At 66.7% G+C, this 15,235-nt stretch carries 16 protein-coding genes and 1 pseudogene; 5 read left to right on the plus strand and 12 right to left on the minus strand.

Features of this window, described 5'->3' with window-relative positions; translation table 11 throughout:
- Nucleotides 1-226 precede the first annotated feature (226 nt).
- The 5 genes from ACWIE7_RS14370 to ACWIE7_RS14390 all read right to left on the minus strand — a co-directional run bounded on the left by ACWIE7_RS14370 (nucleotide 227) and on the right by ACWIE7_RS14390 (nucleotide 4,027).
- Nucleotides 227-703 carry a BLUF domain-containing protein gene (locus ACWIE7_RS14370; protein WP_230929799.1) on the minus strand — a complete coding sequence of 159 codons (477 nt, stop codon included), beginning with the start codon at nucleotides 701-703 and terminating at the stop codon, nucleotides 227-229.
- A complete protein-coding gene (locus ACWIE7_RS14375) occupies nucleotides 700-936 on the minus strand; it encodes a hypothetical protein (protein WP_295648699.1) in 237 nt (78 codons plus the stop codon). Before ACWIE7_RS14375 ends, ACWIE7_RS14370 begins: the two co-directional genes overlap by 4 nt.
- A 146-nt stretch (nucleotides 937-1,082) precedes the next feature.
- Nucleotides 1,083-2,663: an MDR family MFS transporter gene (locus ACWIE7_RS14380; RefSeq protein ID WP_454056902.1), complete on the minus strand. Its 1,581-nt coding sequence runs from the start codon at nucleotides 2,661-2,663 to the stop codon at nucleotides 1,083-1,085.
- An 11-nt stretch (nucleotides 2,664-2,674) separates the two neighbouring features.
- Nucleotides 2,675-3,130: a MarR family winged helix-turn-helix transcriptional regulator gene (locus ACWIE7_RS14385; RefSeq protein WP_454069624.1), complete on the minus strand. Its 456-nt coding sequence runs from the start codon at nucleotides 3,128-3,130 to the stop codon at nucleotides 2,675-2,677.
- A 174-nt stretch (nucleotides 3,131-3,304) separates the two neighbouring features.
- Complete coding sequence (locus ACWIE7_RS14390) at nucleotides 3,305-4,027, minus strand: dihydrofolate reductase family protein (RefSeq protein ID WP_454069625.1); 723 nt, start codon at nucleotides 4,025-4,027, stop codon at nucleotides 3,305-3,307.
- Nucleotides 4,028-4,275: 248 nt separating this feature from the next.
- Here ACWIE7_RS14390 and ACWIE7_RS14395 point away from each other — a divergent pair, with 248 nt between their 5' ends.
- On the plus strand, nucleotides 4,276-6,213 hold the full coding sequence (locus ACWIE7_RS14395; protein WP_454069626.1) for a potassium transporter Kup: 1,938 nt from the start codon (nucleotides 4,276-4,278) through the stop codon (nucleotides 6,211-6,213).
- Between the two features lie 24 nt (nucleotides 6,214-6,237).
- Here the strand turns inward: ACWIE7_RS14395 and ACWIE7_RS14400 are convergent, their stop codons facing one another.
- Nucleotides 6,238-7,218 carry an LLM class flavin-dependent oxidoreductase gene (locus ACWIE7_RS14400; protein WP_454056899.1) on the minus strand — a complete coding sequence of 327 codons (981 nt, stop codon included), beginning with the start codon at nucleotides 7,216-7,218 and terminating at the stop codon, nucleotides 6,238-6,240.
- A 289-nt stretch (nucleotides 7,219-7,507) separates the two neighbouring features.
- Here ACWIE7_RS14400 and ACWIE7_RS14405 point away from each other — a divergent pair, with 289 nt between their 5' ends.
- Nucleotides 7,508-8,668, plus strand: a complete 1,161-nt coding sequence (locus ACWIE7_RS14405) for a phosphotransferase family protein (RefSeq protein WP_454056898.1) — start codon at nucleotides 7,508-7,510, stop codon at nucleotides 8,666-8,668.
- 6 nt (nucleotides 8,669-8,674) lie between these two features.
- Here the strand turns inward: ACWIE7_RS14405 and fgd are convergent, their stop codons facing one another.
- Nucleotides 8,675-9,694 (minus strand): glucose-6-phosphate dehydrogenase (coenzyme-F420), encoded by a 1,020-nt coding sequence (gene fgd / locus ACWIE7_RS14410; RefSeq protein WP_454069627.1) that lies wholly within the window; start codon nucleotides 9,692-9,694, stop codon nucleotides 8,675-8,677.
- Between the two features lie 42 nt (nucleotides 9,695-9,736).
- Nucleotides 9,737-10,621 (minus strand): TIGR03619 family F420-dependent LLM class oxidoreductase, encoded by an 885-nt coding sequence (locus ACWIE7_RS14415; protein WP_454057836.1) that lies wholly within the window; start codon nucleotides 10,619-10,621, stop codon nucleotides 9,737-9,739.
- A 160-nt stretch (nucleotides 10,622-10,781) separates the two neighbouring features.
- Here ACWIE7_RS14415 and ACWIE7_RS14420 point away from each other — a divergent pair, with 160 nt between their 5' ends.
- Both ACWIE7_RS14420 and ACWIE7_RS14425 read left to right on the plus strand, forming a co-directional pair.
- A complete protein-coding gene (locus tag ACWIE7_RS14420; protein ID WP_454069629.1) occupies nucleotides 10,782-11,066 on the plus strand; it encodes a hypothetical protein in 285 nt (94 codons plus the stop codon).
- Nucleotides 11,014-11,655: pseudogene (locus ACWIE7_RS14425) on the plus strand (glucose-6-phosphate isomerase); the annotation flags it as partial. The gene ACWIE7_RS14420 and the pseudogene ACWIE7_RS14425, both read left to right, overlap by 53 nt.
- A 129-nt stretch (nucleotides 11,656-11,784) precedes the next feature.
- Here ACWIE7_RS14425 and ACWIE7_RS14430 read toward each other — a convergent pair.
- Complete coding sequence (locus ACWIE7_RS14430) at nucleotides 11,785-12,591, minus strand: GlxA family transcriptional regulator (RefSeq protein WP_454069631.1); 807 nt, start codon at nucleotides 12,589-12,591, stop codon at nucleotides 11,785-11,787.
- Between the two features lie 154 nt (nucleotides 12,592-12,745).
- Here ACWIE7_RS14430 and ACWIE7_RS14435 point away from each other — a divergent pair, with 154 nt between their 5' ends.
- On the plus strand, nucleotides 12,746-13,528 hold the full coding sequence (locus tag ACWIE7_RS14435; RefSeq protein ID WP_454069633.1) for an alpha/beta fold hydrolase: 783 nt from the start codon (nucleotides 12,746-12,748) through the stop codon (nucleotides 13,526-13,528).
- 204 nt (nucleotides 13,529-13,732) lie between these two features.
- Here ACWIE7_RS14435 and ACWIE7_RS14440 read toward each other — a convergent pair whose 3' ends face one another.
- From ACWIE7_RS14440 to ACWIE7_RS14450, 3 genes are all read right to left on the minus strand, one after another.
- A complete protein-coding gene (locus ACWIE7_RS14440) occupies nucleotides 13,733-14,323 on the minus strand; it encodes an MBL fold metallo-hydrolase (protein ID WP_454069635.1) in 591 nt (196 codons plus the stop codon).
- A gap of 18 nt (nucleotides 14,324-14,341) precedes the next feature.
- Nucleotides 14,342-14,509 (minus strand): hypothetical protein, encoded by a 168-nt coding sequence (locus ACWIE7_RS14445; RefSeq protein WP_454069637.1) that lies wholly within the window; start codon nucleotides 14,507-14,509, stop codon nucleotides 14,342-14,344.
- Nucleotides 14,510-14,587: 78 nt separating this feature from the next.
- Nucleotides 14,588-15,010, minus strand: a complete 423-nt coding sequence (locus ACWIE7_RS14450) for an acyl-CoA thioesterase (RefSeq protein WP_454069638.1) — start codon at nucleotides 15,008-15,010, stop codon at nucleotides 14,588-14,590.
- Between the last annotated feature and the right edge of the window lie 225 nt (nucleotides 15,011-15,235).

Below are 15,235 nucleotides of genomic sequence, written 5' to 3' on the forward strand. Positions count from 1 at the left end.
GAGCGCCCGGTCTCACCCCAGCGACGACATGGTGGCGACCCGTTTGGTGTGCCTCACCCCGATCGGCTCCAGGACCGAGCGGACGAACGGCTCGGGATCGATACGGGCTTCCGGTGACGTGGCGCCGGTGATGATGGGCCGCCGGGCATCCGACAACGAGATGGAGGCGACCGTTCGAATCGTCCTGCGGCCCCTCGGCCCGCATCGTCGCGGCCACGGGGCCGCCTCAGGACAGACGCGAACCCTCTTTGACTTTGAACCAGATCGAAAAGTCCTCGGCCGCCTGACGCACCACGGCGTCGTCCGAACTGCTCGTCAGGTCATCGAAGCTGTCCCGGACCCCCTCGACCCCGGTCGGCCGGGTGTCCGCGGGGGCGCCGAACCCCATTCTCCAGTCCGCGAAACTACGCTCGACCGCCCGCTCCACCACCAGAACACGCACACGGGCATGCCTGTCATCGACACAGATGCTCTCCATCAGCGAGTCGATCTCAGACGGGGGTCCCTCCAGAAACTGGATGAAGCAATTGCTCCTGTACAGCAGAGCGCCGGTGATGCCCGCTTGCAGATTGTGCCGCCTGGCGGTGAACAGGATGGACTCGAGATCGGTGTGCGACATCGGTCGCGTAGCCACACTGGAGTACACCAGATACTTGAGGTCGCCCGTCCCAGACGGCCGATCGGTGGACACAACGGCGGTCATTGACGATCCCCTCCACCAGACGAGGCGAAGTACAGTTCGTTCAGAAACGCCATGGAGCTCTCCAACGTGCTGGCCTCGCCTCGCAGCACCGACATCTTGTCGAACTTCCTGAACGTGCCATCGACAGTCTGGTCGATGTAGCCGACGAAATTGCCCCTGAAGTTGCCGACGAAGAACTTCTCCTCCACTTGCGACCAACGGACCTGCCGGTCCCCGTCGACTGTCTGGCTCATCGTTGCCTCATCACCATCTGGACGTGTGACTTAATCGTTGGACGACTCTGCCAGAGGTGCACCCGCCGCACCACCGGACCAGCGAGGCGTCGCCGACGCTTTCCTGCTACGGCTCGCTTCCGTCCGGCGCCAGCGTTCGATGGGGGCTACGGCGATTCGTTCTCCTGACTCGTAGGGGTGGGGTTCAACTCCACAGTGGTCCGCAGGCGCGTCTCGCGAACGGCCAGAACCGCGACCACGGTGACTACTCCGATAAGCGCCGTGACCATGAACAGATGCCCGAAGGCATCAGCGTAGGAGTCATGGAAGATCTGCTGGATCGGCGCCGGCAGACCACTGATGTCCAGGCTGGTCTCTGCCGAGCCTTCGCTGCTTCCCAGTTGTCCGCTCGTCATACCAAGCTCGCCGAGACGGTCTCGAATCTGAGCAGCGACCTCGTTGGTCAAGACAGCGCCGAGTGCGGAGACACCGATCGCTCCGCCGAGGGATCGGAAGAACGCGATCGCCGCGGAAGCGGCTCCGACTTCCCGGACGTCGACGATATTCTGCACTGCCAGCACGATGTTCTGGATCAGGGTTCCTACACCGATCCCCATCAACGCCATCGACACCGCGACCCACAGATACCCGGTTGTGTGGTCGACCATCCCCAGGCCCGCGAGACCAGTCACCATCAGGATGCTGCCGATGACCATGATCGGCTTCCACCGGCCGGTGCGGCTTACGATCATCCCACCGATCGCCGAGGACGCCGTCTGGAAGACGATCATCGGCAAGATGAGCAACCCGGCCTGGGTCGGTGAGTAGCCCCCACCCAGCTGGAAGTACTGAGTCAGGAACACCGCCGGAGCGAACATCGCCACACCCACCGCCAAGCTGGCGACGATCATCAATGCTGCGGTGTTGGTCCGCAGCACCCGGATGGGCACGATCGGCTCGGCAGCCCGCAGCTCGACGATGACCGCCGCCGCGGTCACGACGACGAACGCGCCGATGAACGCTGCAGACTGCCAGGAAACCCATGCGTACTCGCTGCCCGCGAAGGTCACCCACAACATCGGGAGCGCCGCGCAGAGCGCGATCAGCACGGCCCCTGCGTAGTCGATCGTGACCTTTCTGGATTCGATCAACGGGATACGGAGTTTGACCTGGATGAGAACCATCGCCACAACGGCGAGCGGGACGCAGACGAAGTAGGTCCACCTCCATCCCAGGCCATCAGTGATCACACCGCCCAGCAGTGGCCCGGAGACTGTCGCGATGCCCATGACACCGCCCATATATCCGGCGTAACGGCCGCGTTCCCGGGGGGCGATGATCGAACCCATGATGGACTGAACCAGGGCCATCAGCCCGCCCATCGCGATTCCTTGAACGACGCGGGCCCCCATCATCATCGCCACCGACGTGGACAGGCCCGCCGCAACAGAACCCACCACGAACAACACGATGGTCAGCTGAACCAGCATCTTCTTATCGAACAGATCCGAGAGCTTGCCCCAGACCGGTGTACTGACGGTCATCATCAGCAAACTCGTGGTGATCACCCACGTGTACTGGCGTTGGGTGCCGTTGAGGTCGGCCATGATCGTGGGCAACGCCGTGGACACAATGGTGTTGGAGATCAAGGCGGTGAACAGTGCGGCCAAGAGGCCGGTCATCACCTGGAGCACCTCGCGATGAGGTAACGCCTGGTATCCGGGAGGCGCGCTGGCCTGTTCAGCCATAGGTCGTTGACTCATTTCTCTCCCGCGGTCATGGTCGCAGCGAGCTCGTCGAGGCGGTCGTTCAGTTTCTTCAGTAACTGGAGCGTCCGGGCGGGGCAGAGCTCGGTGTCTCTGGCGAGGATCTCCGCGAATCGGTCGGCAATCGCCTGCTGACGTCGTTGCAAGTCCACTCGGCCGCGATCAGTGATCGAGATCAGCCAGGCACGAGCATCGTCAGGATCGCGACGCCGACAGACCAGCCCGTCCACCTCGAGCGAGTCCACTGCCCGCGACACGACGGACGGGGATAGGAAGAGTCGATGTGCGATCTCCCCCGATCGTTCGTCACCGTCGATCAGAAACCGCATCACGCCGACCTTGGTGCCAGAGATGTCCTCCTGTCCGCGGTGCTGCCCTGCGTACCGGAACAGACGCAAGGTGCGGACAAGCTCCACGAGAATCTCGCCGGCGTCACTGCGTCGAGTCACTGCCACTCCTTCATAGTTGCTTGCTGCACGCAACTATAGACACGGTCAGCTTTGCCGTGTCGCCAGCAGCCCGTCAAAACGACTGGGTGAGACAATGGCGGGTGACTGCAGGTCTACGAAACTGGTTCAAAAACTGGCCACCTCCCCGGGCGAGTTCATGTGTCTCGAAAACCTTTAAAATATTGAGACGTGGCCCGCGCTCCGTCCCGGTGAAGGCTCGGCACTGGAACAGGACACTGGCCGCTGCGGCCCGCTGTGATCGGGGTCGAGGGCGAGAGCGTCCAGTGAGGGTTCTTCGACTGGGACGGGACGCGTGGTGACCTCCCGCTTGCCATATGTGGCTGCGGGCGACGTCGGTCCTCCCCGGACGCGGTAGGCGGTCTGGACCATTCCGCCGTCGAGAACCGCGGTGCGGACATGCTTGAGATGCACGTCTTCGCCCAGCGGCCCGAACAGTGAGGGCCCGTCGCCGATGAGCACGGGCACATGGGAGAGCGTGAGTTCGTCGACAAGTTTGGAGGCAAGGAACCAACGGATGGTCTCGCCACCGTCGACGTAGACGCGCCGGTAGCCGTCCCGCTGCAGCGCGTCGATAGCCGCCTCGCCGGAGCGATGCACGGTGATCCGGGGATCTCCGTCTGCTGCGAGGGACGTGCTGATCACATGTATCGGCCGATCGAGGTAGGGCCAGTGCTCGTCGGAAGCGATGGCCTCGTAGGTTCGCCGGCCCATCACTACAGCCTCAACTGACTCCACGAAGGGCGTGAAGCCCGCGTCCCCGGCGGCGGCGCCGCGGCTGGTCAGCCACTCGAGGTCGCCATCAGGCCGAGCGATGCGGCCGTCGACGCTCAGCCCGAGAAAGACGGCGGCGCGGAGGGTCTGTTGCGATGCGGCCACAGGACCGATTCTGCTAGCGCCGAACACCGGCACGCAAGCGAAGCCGACAGCCGTCGCTCCAGTTCCACGTGCTCCGATAGGCGTCCCGCAGGATGTAACCCAAGGGGCAGCACCCGTGAGAGCTCCGCGATCCTGGCCGCCACCCGACAGGCTGACGAATGGCCCGGCCCCTGACATACACCTTGTCGCATCCGACGCGAGGCGCACCACACCTGGCGCGAGGCAGGAGCGAGGAGCACACTTATCCGGTGAACGGTCTCGGACGACTGGGCCTGCGCGCTCCCCGGCTCCTACGTGCTGGTCAGCGCGGCGCGCCGGCTCGACCCATGCTGGTCGTAGGCGCGCTGGGGGTGGTGTTCGGCGACATCGGCACCAGCCCGCTGTACGCCCTGCACACCGCGTTCAGCATGCGCCACAACGCCGTGGAGGTGACGCCGCACAACGTCTACGGCATCATCTCGATGGTCCTGTGGACCATCACCGCGATCGTGACGGTCAAGTACGTGCTGCTGGTGATCCGCGCGGACAACGACGGCGAGGGCGGGATACTCGCACTGGTGGCACTGCTCCGCCGCAGGCTCCCGGGGCACCGGATCGGCGCGATGGTGACGATCATCGGCATCCTCGGCGCAGCGCTGTTCTTCGGTGACGCGGTCATCACACCGGCGATCTCGGTGCTCAGTGCGGTAGAAGGACTGACCGTCAGCGCGCCGGGCCTGGAGTCGGCTGTCGTCCCGCTGACCGTGGCGATCCTGATCGCCCTGTTCCTCGTCCAGCCTTACGGCACCACCCGGGTGTCCGGGGCGTTCGGTCCGATCATGGTCGTGTGGTTCGTGGCCCTGGCACTGCTCGGGGTCCCGCAGATCGTCGCCCACCCGGAAATCCTGACCAGCCTGTCGCCGCACTGGGCGTTCGATCTCCTCCTGCGGCATCCCTTCGAGGCGTTCGTCCTCCTCGGCGCGGTCGTCCTCACCGTGACCGGCGCCGAGGCGCTGTACGCCGACCTGGGGCACTTCTCCGCATCCGCGATCAGGCGCGCATGGTTCCTGGTCGTGCTGCCGGCGCTGACGTTGGTCTATCTGGGCCAGGGCGCACTGGTCATCTCGCACCCGGACGCGGTGGGCAACCCGCTGTTCCACCTCGCCCCTGATGTTCTGCAGGTCCCGCTCGTCGTGCTGGCCACGGCGGCGACGATCATCGCCTCGCAGGCCGTCATCTCGGGCGCGTTCTCGATCGCCCACCAGGCCGTCCGCCTGTCCCTCCTGCCGCGCTTGGCGATGCGGTACACCTCCAGGCGCCGGGCGGGCGAGATCTACGTGCCGGCCCTCAACTGGCTGCTCTTCGTCGCGGTCCTGGCCGTGGTGCTGCTCTTCGGCTCGTCCGAGTCGCTGGCCAGTGCGTACGGGTTCGCCGTGACGGGGACCCTGGTGCTCGAGTCCCTGCTGTTCATGGTGTTGGCCGTGTCGGTCTGGCACTGGAGGTGGCCGGTGGTCGCCCTCTACGTCGCGACGGTGGGCACTCTCGAGCTCGTCCTGCTGGCAGCCAACGCCACCAAGCTCCCCGAGGGCGGATGGCTTCCCGTCCTTCTGGCTGCGGCCGTAGTGGTGGTGATGACGTGCTGGCGCCGCGGCCACGCGACGGTCGCCTCCGCGCGGAGGCAGCTGGAGCGACCGTTGGACGATTTCCTCGCCTGCCTCAACGAGGAGTCGGTGCAGCGTTCCCCGCAGGTGGCGGTATTTCCGCACTCCGACCCGGACACCACACCACTGGCCCTGGTCAGCTGCGTGTCGGACCTGAAGATCTTCCCGGAGCAGGTGATCCTGGTCCGGTTGGAGCATCGCAACGTCCCCCGGGCCCGCTCCGCGGACAAGTACCGCATGGACACGTTTGCCACCCCTCTGGGCGAGGTCGTCAGAGTTACCGTGCGAGTCGGGTTCACGGAGTCCCAGAACATCCCGCTACACCTCGCGCGGGCCTCCCAGCGGCTGGACGGTCTGACCTTCGCCCACGAGGAGGCCACCTACTTCCTGTCCGTTCTCGCCCTCCGGCCGGCGCGCCCGCCGGGCTTCCGGCACTGGCGCGAGCGGCTCTTCCTCGCCATGGAGAAGAACCAGGCCAACCGCACCGAGGTGTTCCACCTACCGCCCGACCGCACGGTGGTCATGGGCGAGGTGCTGCACATCTGACGCGATGCTCCGGGCCCCAGGGGTCTAGAACCAGACGCCCGCCAGCAGCTTCAGCGAGCGGTCGCGCACGTCCGGGTCAAAGGCGTAGGTCACGGTGATGAGCTCGTCGGCGCCGGTGCGCTCGGCGAACACCTCCAGCTGCGCCTTCACCGTGTCCGGCGACCCCACGGCGCTGATGTCGAGCATCGACGGCACGCCGCCCGGGAACTCGGACGGGTCGACGGGCGGCTGGATCTTGCGCTGCCGCCCGCTACGGATGTCGAGGAACATCTGCTGGATGGTGGTGAACTGCCGCCGCGCTTCCTCGTCGGTGTCGGCGACCATCACGTTGATGCCGGCCATGACGTACGGCTTCTCGATCCGCGCGGTGGGCGCCTCCGTGCTGAACGTCTCGCGGTACACGCGCACGGCGTCATCGATCTGGTCGGGCGCGAAGTGCGAGGCCAGCGAGAACGGCAGGCCCAGCTGGCCGGCGATGGAGGCCCCGTTGACGGTCGAGCCGAGCACCCAGATCGGCACCTCCATGCCCTGGGAGACCGAAGAGAAGATCGGGGTGCTGTGCGCGGTGCCGGACTCGCCGAACCAGCCCTGCAGGTCGTAGATGTGTTGGGCGAAGGCCTGCGGCTCGGCGGAGGAGCGGCTCAGCGCCTGGGCGGTCATGCCGTCGGTGCCGGGGGCGCGGCCGAGGCCGAGGTCGATACGGTCGCCGTGGATGTTGGCGAGGGTGCCGTACTGCTCGGCCACCATCAGCGGCGCGTGGTTGGGCAGCATGACGCCGCCGGAGCCGACGCGGATGTTCTCGGTGACGCCGGCGGCCTGCGAGATGAGCAGCGAGGTGGCCTTGGAGGCGAGGTTGGGCGTGTTGTGGTGCTCGGCAAACCAGAGTCGGTGGTAGCCCAGCTCGTCGGCGAGCTTGGCGGACTTCATCGAGGCGGCGATCCCGTCGCGGGCGGTGGAGCCCTCGGGAATGGAGACCAGGTCGAGGATGCTCAGGGGGATGGCCATGTGGGTTCGCCTTCTGCTGTCGAGGGGGCCGGCGGGAGGAGTCCACACCCGCAGGCGGACTCCGCGGCACTATGTTCGCGATGCTACTTAAATCCCCCGGTCTGTGACGGATCACCAAGCCCCGGCGGGGGCGCCGGAGGAGTGACGACGACGACAACGTTCCCCCTCCCCCACCATTGCCTCCGCCGGGGTCCCGATTCGAGCCCCATCCGATATGTCGTACGTCACACTGAAATCGGCCGCGAGCACAGCCCGCGCCATCAGGCACCCGGTGAGGGGTTGACGAACAATGACACAGACCGACAAGCCGCTGGACCAGACGGTGACGTCCGGCGAGGCCGATCTCGACGACCTGCGCCGTCGCCTCACGTCGTGGCTGTCGGGACGCCCCGAAGTCGCCGGCGGCGCGGGTGACGCACCCGACGGACGGGGCGGCGTCGAGGTGGGCGAGGTAACCCGGCCGGAGGCGTCGGGGATGTCCAACATCTCGGTACTTTTCGACGCCTCCTGGACGTCGGCGGACACCGGCGAGCGAGAGTCCGCACAGCTCGTGGCGCGGATGTGCCCGCTCGACGATGCCTTCCCGGTGTTCCCGGTGTACGACCTGGCCCGGCAGTTCGACGTGATGCGGGTCGTCGGCGAGCACACCGATCTGCCCGTCCCGCTCGTGCGCTGGCTCGAGGAGGACCCGGCAGTGCTGGGGTCGCCGTTCCTGGTGATGGACCGGGCCACCGGCGTCGCGCCCGTCGACAACCCCCCGTACGTGTTCGGCGGCTGGCTGCTCGAGATGAGCCCCGAGCAGCGGGCGGAATTGCAGCGCGAGTCCGTGGCCGTGCTCGCCGCGATCCACGGGATCGACAGGCCCGCGGAGCTCCTCCCCTCGCTCGCCCCGGCCCGTCCCGGCGAGGACGACGGCCTACGGGCGCACGTGGACGAGCAGCGCGAGTACTACGAGTGGACGGTCCGCGAGGGCGGCCTGAGGATCCCGGTGATCGAGAAGGCCTTCGCCTGGATCGAAGCCAACTGGCCCGCGGACCCCGGCCCGGACGTGCTCAGCTGGGGCGATGCCCGGATCGGCAACATCCTCTACGAGGGCACCACCCCGACCGCCGTGCTGGACTGGGAGATGGCGGCCCTCGCGCCGGCCGAGGTGGACCTGGGCTGGTTCCTGTACTTCCACGACCTGTTCCAGGATCTGGCGGTCACGTACGGCTTCCCCGGTATCCCGGACCTGTTCGACCACGACCAGGTCATCGGCGAGTACGAACAACTCACGGGCCGGACGGTCCGCGATCTGCCGTTCTATTACGCCTACGCGGGCCTGAGGCAGGCGGTGATCCTGGCACGAATTCATCGTCGTCGTATCGAGTTCGGTGAGGCGGAGGCCCCCGACAACCCGGACGACTATGTCCTGCACAACACCATGCTCTACAGGCTCATCGCCGACTGACAGGGCTCACGCCAGGTTGCGCAGTCGGGGCTCGAGGTCCGTGGAGAACAGGTCCAGGAAGCGTTTCTGGTCGTGGCCGGGTGCGTGGAAGACCAGGTGGTTCAGGCCGGCGTCGACGTACTGCTTGACCTGCTCGACCGCGTCGTCGGGGTCGGAGGCGACGATCCAGCGCTTGGCGACCTGCTCGATGGGCAACTCGTCGGCCAGGCGCTCCATCTCGCGCGGCGAGTCCACCGAGTGCTTCTGTTCCGGGGTCAGCGACAGCGGCGCCCAGAACCGGCAGTTCTCCAACGCTGCGGCCGGGTCGGGGTCGTAGCTGATCTTGATCTCGATCATCCGATCAATCGCCGCCGAGTCACGCTCGTTGATCGCTGCGCCCTCCTCCACGGCCGGCAGCAACTTGTCGGTGTACAACTCCATCCCCTTGCCCGAGGTACAGATGAACCCGTCGCCCACGCGGCCGGCGTACTTGGCCACCACCGGACCACCGGCGGCGATGTACACCGGCACACCACCGGAGGGCACGTCGTAGAGGAACGCGTCCCTGGTCGAGTAGAAGTCACCATCGAAACTGGTGGTCTCGCCCGTCCACAACTCACGCATGAGCCGGACCGACTCACGCAACCGAGCGAAACGCTCCTTGAACGCCGGCCACTCACCCTGATGGCCCGTGGCGATCTCATTGAGCGCCTCACCCGTGCCCACACCGAGGAACACCCGACCCGGATACAGGCACGCCATCGTCGCGAACGCCTGCGCCAGCACCGCCGGGTTGTAACGGAACGTCGGCGTGAGCACCGACGTGCCCAACTGCAGCCGCTCGGTGCGCTCACCGACCGCGGTCAGCCACGACAGAGAGAACGGCGCGTGACCACCGTCGTGACGCCACGGCTGGAAATGATCCGACACCGTCGCCGAATCCATCCCCGCCCGCTCAGCCAGAACCGCGAACTCCACCAGATCACGCGGACCGAACTGCTCGGCCGAGGCCTTATAACCGAGCTTGAGGGGTGCGTTGTCAGTCATTCGGGACTCCTGAGGGGCGATAGTTGTGAGTGTTGATCAGGGTCAGGCGGTGATGTACTTCTCGCCGAAGCGGGCGAGGGACTCGCGCTTGACCTCGAGGGGAGCGTCGTACCCGTGGCCCTCGATCAGCCAGGGGATGACGATGACGTCCGTGACGCCCGCGTCGGCGAGCTCGGCGAATCCCCGGGTGCCGTACTTGTCGATGCATGCCACCTGGATGGCGAAGGGCTGGCCGTCGCCACGGTCCGCCAGCGAGCGCCCGTCGGCCTCGAGCAGCTCACCGAGGCGCCCGATCGTGCTGACGATGTCGTCGAACTTCATCATCGCCGACGTCCACCCCTGGCCGACGCGGACGGCGCGGCGAAGCGCCGGCGCGGTGTGGCCGCCCACGTAGAAGGGCACTTGGGTGAGCGGAGGCGGGTCGAGCGTGAGGCGGTCGAAGTCGAAGTGCTCGCCGTGGTACTCGAACCAGCCGCCGTCGCCGGCCAGGCGGAGGATCTCGAGCATCTCGTCCACCCGCTTGCCTCGGCCCGGGTAGGGCACGCCGCACCAGGCGAACTCGTTGGGGTCCCACCCGATGCCGACTCCCAGGTCCACACGACCGCCGGTCAGGTGGGAGACCGTGGACAGCTGCCGGGCCAGCAGGAGGGGCTGACGCGGGCCGAACTTGAGCACCTGTGGGCAGAACCGGATGGTCGAGGTGACCGCGCCCATGGCTGCGATCGCCGTCAGCGGTTCGACCCACGGGGTGTTCTCGTCCCACATCCGCGACCCGTCAGGGGTGTACGGGTAGTCGGTGTCCTGCCGGTGCGGCAGGAACAGCGAATCGGGAAGCGTGATTCGCGCGAAACCGGCATCCTCTGCCGCACGGGCGAGGTCGAGGATCTGGTCGATCGGACTGAACGCGATCGGGGTGGAGAACTGCATGGGGCTACCTCTGCTGTCGGGGTCGGGGACGGTGCGGTTCTCAGCCCCGACACGGCGGCCCGACACCGTCACTGTAGTCAAGTGTGTACATACGCTGTAGTCACATGTGTACACCACGATAGGGTGAGCTCATAACCCCTCCCACCGCAAAGGACCGCCGTTGCACAGCATCGACACGAACATCAGCTCCACTGACGAATGGCGTGACGTCGAGGCGCTGGCGTCGTCGATCACGGAGACGTCTCTGCGTGCGCTGTTCGACGCCGACCCCGAGCGCGGCTCTCGCCTCGGCGTGACGGCCGGCGATCCCTACGTCGACCTGTCCAAGAACCTGATCACCGACGAGGTCGTCTCCGCCCTGCTCGCGCTCGCCCGCGCCGCTGACCTACCGGCTCGGCCCGACCGTCTTCGTCGAGTTCCTCGAGGGCATGCGCACGATCGATGAGCACTTCCTGACTGCGACCGATGACCGCAACGCTCCCCTGCCCATGCGGCTGCTGGGTGTCTGGTACACGAGTTTCCTCGGCGCCCAGTCCAAGGCCGTAATCTCCTACGCACACGATCTCGTCCGCTTCCCCGCCTACCTCCAGCAGCTGACCATGGAGTCGCTCGGCAAGTCTGTGGGCCTCGACGGGTCCGCAGTGGGCTACTCCACCGGCGAAATCTACTGGGGCGAGCCGGGAACCAATGGCCAGCACGCGTTCTTCCAGCTCCTGCATCAGGGCACCCATCTGATCCCCGTCGACTTCATCGGCGTCGCCCGACCCGTGGGCGGGACGATGGCGGCTGACGATCGCGACGCCATGCACGCCATGCTGATGAGCAACCTGATCGCCCAGTCCCGGGTGCTGGCCTTCGGCCAGACCGAGGCCGAGCTCCGGGCGGCGGGGATCTCCGCTGCACTCGCCCCTCAGAAGGCGATGCCCGGGAACCGTCCATCGACGACGATCCTCGCTCCGGCCCTGACCCCGGGTGCGCTCGGCCAGCTCATCGCCCTCTATGAACACATAGTCTTCGTCCATGCGGCCATCTGGAACCCCGATGAAGCCCGCCCCCGCTCGACGAGTTCCCCGTTCACCAGACCCCACTGTCGGTGGCGCAGGTGTCGACGAGTGACCGGAACTTCTACGACCGAATCTCGGGGTGAAGCACACTCCGAGGGTTCACTCCATCGCCCCGACCTCGACGTCGCCGAACCGGTTCCGGTACGAGGTCGGGGTGGTGGAGAACGCTCGGATGAAGTTCTGCCGGAACGTCACCGCACTCCCGAAGCCGCACTCGGTGGCAACCGAATCGATGGGCAACGTGGTGGTCTCCAGCAACTTCCGCGCGTGATCGAGCCGCCGCGAGAGCACCCACCGGCCCGGACTTGTGCCCGTGACCTCGAGGAACCGGCGGGAGAAGCTCCGGCGACTCATGTGAGACCGACGCGCGAGCTCGTCCACCGACAGATCCGCGTCGAGGTGGCCGAGCGCCCATTCGATGATCTCGCCGATCTCGCCGCCGTGCTCTTCGACCGGCAGGGGTCGCTGAATGTACTGGGCCTGATCCCCCTCGCGGTGGGGTGCCACCACGATGTGCCTGGCCACCTCGGCTGCCGCTGTGGCCCCCAGGTGCCTGCGCACGATGTGGAGACAGGCATCGAGCGAGGACGCCGTGCCCGCGGAGGTGATCACGTCCCCGTGGTCGATGTACAGGTCCGAGGACCGGACCTGTACCTCGGGATACCGAAGGGCGAGCTCGTCAGCCCCGCCCCAGAGGGTCACCACCGCTCGCCCGTCGAGCACGCCGCTGCCGACGACGGGGTACGCACCCAGACAGAGTCCCGCGACATTCCCGCCGCGAGCGTGAACGTCACGGACGAGGGCGAGCAACTTCGGGTCCGGCACGGGTAGTTCCGCCGGCCACGCGGGAAAGACGAGGAGGTCGGCGACCTCCACCGTTTCCGGCCCCACGAGATCCTCCAGCACCACCCCCTCGGCCGTGCGGACACAACACGATGCTCTACAGGCTCATCGCGGACTGACAGCGTCTCAGTGCGGACTCGGATGGCCGGCCGAGTTACGACCTCACGCGGGAACGACGAGGACGGGCCGGCTCCGATCCTCGCCGTACAGTGAGGTGATGAACCTTCACCACGTTCGCAAAGGCCATGGGAGCCCCCTGCTCCTGGTACACGGACTCGGGGCGGGTCTACGTTCCTGGGATCCGATCATCGACGCATTGGCCGCGCACCGTGAGGTCATCGCAGTCGACCTTCCCGGATTCGGCCAGACGGCGCCGTTAACCGGCGAGGTCTCGATCGCCGCTCTCGCCGATTCGGTCGCACAATTCATCAGCGAGCAGGGCCTGGACGGCGTTGCCACTGCCGGTCAGTCGATGGGTGGACGGATCGTGCTTGAGCTCGCCAGACGCGGGGTCGGTGGCGACACCGTGTCGCTGGATCCCGGGGGTTTCTGGAGCGATACCGAGCTCGCGGCCTTCAGTTACACTCTTCGACCCTCGATCGCCCTGGTCCGTGCTCTTCGCGGTGCCCTGCCGGCACTACTGGGCAATCCCGTGAGCCGGACCGCGCTGCTGGCACAGTTCTCTGCCCACCCATGGTCGCTGACGCGGCAAATCGTGCTACCCGACCTGCTCGGGCTGGCCGATGCTGCAGCGACGGATGCGGCGATGGACGCGCTCACCAAGGGACCGAAGCAGCAGGGGGCCCCGGCCGGAACGGTGCCCGGCCGCGTCACCATCGGGTGGGGGCGCCGAGACCTCGTCACCGTGCCGCGGCAAGCCAACCGGGCCATCGAGGCGTTCCCCGACGCGTCGCTGCACTGGTTCCCCCGGTGCGGGCACTTCCCGCAGTGGGACGCACCAGATGAAGCGGTGGAGCTCATTCTGGCCGGCACTCACTGAGTGCGCGTGGCGACTCACCGAGTCTCTCAACCACGCCAGCCGCAGCTTCGCTGACGGCCGCATCGAGCAGTTGGCTCGGGCTGCGTCGGCGACGCGGCCTGGTCGCACGGCCGTTGGATGGGCCGCCACGACCCGACGGGGTTCACGGACTGGGTGGACATGGCCAAGTGACCACGGGGAGATGATCACCGTGCTCGCAGGGCTTCACCGTGATCGCAGAGTTAGCGTCTCACCGTCCTCGGGGACGCTGACCCGGTCGCCGAGACCGTCAGTGGCGGCCACAGCCCGGACGTCCGCCCGCGTGGCGGGGCAGTGGTTCAACGACTCGAGGTGCACGGCCACAATCCGGGCCTGCTGCGCGAGCCCGGCCACCTCCGCCACGTCCCCAGGGCCCATGATGATCGGGCCGTCAGCGGTCAGCGCGGCCTCGCCGGTGTTCAACACCACCACGTCCGGAGTGTGGACCCGCAGAGCCTCGCGCACGTGATCGTTCATGACGCTGTCGCCTGCAATGTAGACGACCGGCTCGTCCGGGTGACGGACCACGACGCCCATGACCTCACCCCGGCGTGGGAGTGCCTCGATGAGTTGATCAGATCCGTGCTGGCCACCAGTGCGGGTGAACTCGACGCCCGCCACGGTGAGCTTCTCCCCCAGCACCCGGACGTCCGTGAACCCGTGAGCGGCGATCTTCGCCTGGTCGTCGACATGCTGGGTGAGGATCGGAATGCCTCTCGGGAGCAGGGCGGATGCGGCCCTGTCCCAGTGGTCGGCGTGCGTGTGGGTGACCACCACTACATCCGGGTCCAGGAGCTAGCTCACCGGTACCGGGAGGTCGACAAGTGGGTTCCGCTCGGTGTTTCCCGTCGGGGTGGCGAACGGATCCAGCGAACCGCGGGCACCGAGCATCGGGTCGACGAGCACCCGCGCGCCACCGGCGTCCAGAAGTAACGTCGCGTTGCGGATCAGGGTCAACTGCACGGGCCGCTCCTTCGCCGGGTTCCCTACTGCACCTATGCTGCCGTATGCCCCGGGGAGCCGTCCCTCGACCGCGAGAATCTACGCTGGGGGCGCGTAGGCGGAGAGCGCTTCGCGAATGCCTGCCGGGGGCGTGATCGACTTCTTCGTCTCTGCGTCCACCCACACGTACCGGTTCGTGACCTCAGCCACGAGTTCTTCACCCCGGTGCATCTGGAACCGCAAGACCATCGACGTGGTGCCGAGTCGGTCGAGAAGCCCCGCGATCTCGAGTTCGTCCTTGGGCCGACACGGCGCCAGGAAGCGCAGATTCGATTCCGCCACAACCAGCTCGAGGCCCCGCGAGGCCAGCCCCTCATACGGGCCCAACACCGTCTCGAAAGTTCTGAAGCTCGCGATATCCGCGTACGCCAGGTAGTTGGCATTGAACACGATCCCGGAGGGGTCGCACTCGTGGTAGCGCACCGTCAACGAGGTGCGCGCCATCGGCTTTGTCGAATCCATTCTCCTGACTCACCTTTCCTCGCGCCCGCGACCCCTCGAGTGATCCGCGACTGTGACGATTCCTCGTCCACGGAGCCAGGCTATCGGCCACTCTGAGATCACCCCTGGTTCCTCACAGACGACAAGGCCCGCCGATGAAGCCCGCCCCGCTCGACGAGTTCCCCGTTCACCAGACCCCGCTGTCGATGGCGCAGGTGTCGACGAGTGACCGGAACTTCTACGACC

This window comes from Dietzia sp. NPDC055343, assembly GCF_053645265.1.